Origin of the sequence: Azovibrio sp., from assembly GCF_049658005.1 — a bacterium.
Classification (GTDB): Bacteria; Pseudomonadota; Gammaproteobacteria; order Burkholderiales; family Rhodocyclaceae; genus Azovibrio.
On the sequence record NZ_JBASOH010000073.1, the window covers coordinates 1 to 2,527 of the forward strand.

General features: G+C 64.2%; 1 protein-coding gene and 1 pseudogene. Both read left to right on the forward strand.

All coding sequences use genetic code 11. The features are described from left to right. Positions 1 to 280 (forward strand): annotated as a pseudogene (locus WBH99_RS07530) (chemotaxis protein); the annotation flags it as partial. Between the two features lie 83 nt (positions 281 to 363). Further along, on the forward strand, positions 364 to 2,527 hold a 2,164-nt coding region (locus WBH99_RS07535), incomplete at its 3' end, for a PAS domain-containing protein (protein ID WP_424219488.1).

Genomic DNA, 2,527 nt, shown 5'->3' on the forward strand with positions numbered 1-2,527 from the left:
GGCGGTGAGCCAGATGGACGAGATGACTCAGCAGAACGCCGCCCTGGTAGAAGAAGCGGCGGCAGCGGCAGAGAGCCTGGAGGAGCAGGCCAGGAGCCTGGCCGAGGCCGTCTCCGTGTTCCGCCTCCAGGGCGCGGCTGGCCGGCAGCCCCGGCCTGCCGCGCCGCAAGCTCTGGCCGCCCCCGTGGTGAACCCCCGGCATGGCCTGGCCCACAAGAGCGGCAGCCGCAAACCCGCCTACATGCCCGCCGGGCAGGTTGATCAATGGGAAGAGTTCTGAGGTGCCGGCCGTGTCCTGCTGGCCGTGTCCTGCCGGCCCGGCCTTGTCCTGCCGCGCTTCTTGCCGCATGAATTGGAGCCACTATGCGTAACAATCAGCCCGTAACCGGCGTCGAGGTCCCCCTGGCGGACGATGTGATCATCGTCTCGAAGACCAACCTGAAGGGCGAGATCACCTACATCAACCAGGATTTCCTCGACATCAGCGGCTTTACGGAGGTGGAGTTGCTGGGGCAGCCCCACAACATCGTGCGCCATCCGGACATGCCCGAGGCCGCCTTTGCCGACATGTGGAAAAGCCTCAAGGCCGGGGAGCCCTGGGTGGGGCTGGTCAAGAACCGCTGCAAGAACGGCGATCACTACTGGGTCGAGGCCCACGTCACCCCCCTCTTCGAGCAGGGCCAGGTGCTGGGCTACCTCTCCGTGCGGCGCAAGCCCGGCCGCGAAGCGGTGGCTGCCGCCGAGGCGGCCTACGCGTTGTTCCGGGAGGGGCGCCAGGGTAGGCGCCGCATCGTCAAGGGCCGGGTGGTGAGCGGCCGTGGCGGCTCTTTTTTCCGCTTGTCCGTGAAGGGCAAGCTGTTGCTGCTGTCGGGCATCATGCTTTCGATTCTGGTGGTTCAGGCCCTGCTGGGTGTCTATAACCTGGACCGGATGCACCAGAGCGCCGTGAGCATGTATGAAGGCCGTGCGGTGCCGGTGATGCACCTGGGCCAGGTGCGCACCGCCATGGAAAATGCCCGGGCTCAGGTGATGCTGGCCTTGCAGCATGCTCCCGGAAATGCCTATGGCAGCCAGCACGATCATCCGGTTGGCGTGCACGTCGAAGCCGTGGGCAAGGCAATGGCGACGGCTGAGCAGCATTGGCATCAGTATGTGCAGAATGGAAACTTCGATCAGGATCAACACCGGCAGATGCGCGACGGCTTCAGTGCCGCCCTGCAGGGGCTGGTGGAGCAAGGTTTGACGCCCGCCCGCCAGGCCCTGGCCGAAGCCCGTTTCGATGATGCACAGGTGCTGCTGCTGCGCCAGATCAATCCTGCCATGGGCAAGGCGGAAGCCATGGCCAAGACCCTGTACGATTACCAGGAACGCCAGTCCCGGGACCAGATGAAACAATCCCGGGCGCTGCGCGGCGAGGTCTTGTTGTGGACCGGGATGGGGGTGCTGGCGGCGCTCCTGATCGGTATCGCGATCTCCCTGATGACCGTGAGCGCCATCAATGGCCGTCTGCGCGAGGTGGTGCGTATTTTCCGGGAACTGGCGGCCGGCAACTACCGCAACAAGGTGGATATCTCCCGCAGTGATGAAATCGGCCAGGTAGAGCTCGGCCTGGAATCGATGCAGACCCGGTTGGGCTTTGATGTCCAGGAAGCCCGGCGGGTGGCCGATGAAAACCTGCGGGTGAGGAATGCGCTCGATTTCGTTTCTGGCAACATCCGCATTGCCGACAATGATGGCCGGGTGATTTACGCCAATCGTGGCCTGTTGCAGACCCTCAAAACCATTGAAGGGCCGCTGCGCGAGAGCCTGCCGGGCTTCTCGGTGGCCAGTTTTGTTGGCAGCAGCATCGGTGTTTTCTACGAAAATCCGGACGAGGCCCTGGCCCGCCTGCGCCAACTTGAGGGAACCCGCAAGACGGAAATGAATATTGGTGGCCGCACCTATCTGGTCATTACCAACCCCATCGTCAACGACAAGGGCGAGCACCTGGGAACGGTGGGGGAATGGGTGGATCGCACCGCCGAGATTTTTGCCCAGAAGGAAGTGGCGGCCCTGATTGCCAAGGCCGCTGCCGGAGATCTGGAGGCCCGTCTCGATGCCGAAGCCCTGGAAGGCTTCTACCGGGAGCTGGGCGGCAGCATCAATCAGTTGCTGGAAACCAGCAGCCAGGCCGTCAACGAAATCGGTGCTTTGCTGGCCCGGATGGCCAAGGGCGACCTCTCTGCCACCGTGCATACCGGCTACCAGGGTTCCCTGGGGCGGCTGCGGGACGATGCCAATGCCACCGTGACCCAGTTGCGCGAACTGGTGGGGCGCATCCAGGAGTCGACCGAGGCGATCAACACGGCGGCGCAGGAGATTGCGTCGGGGAACACGGACCTGTCGAGCCGGACGGAGGAGCAGGCCTCGAGTCTGGAAGAGACGGCATCGAGCATGGAAGAGCTGACCGGCACGGTGAAGGTGAATGCGGACAGTGCCCGGGAAGCGAATCAGCTGGCGGATGGTGCCCGGCGAGTGGCGGAGCGGG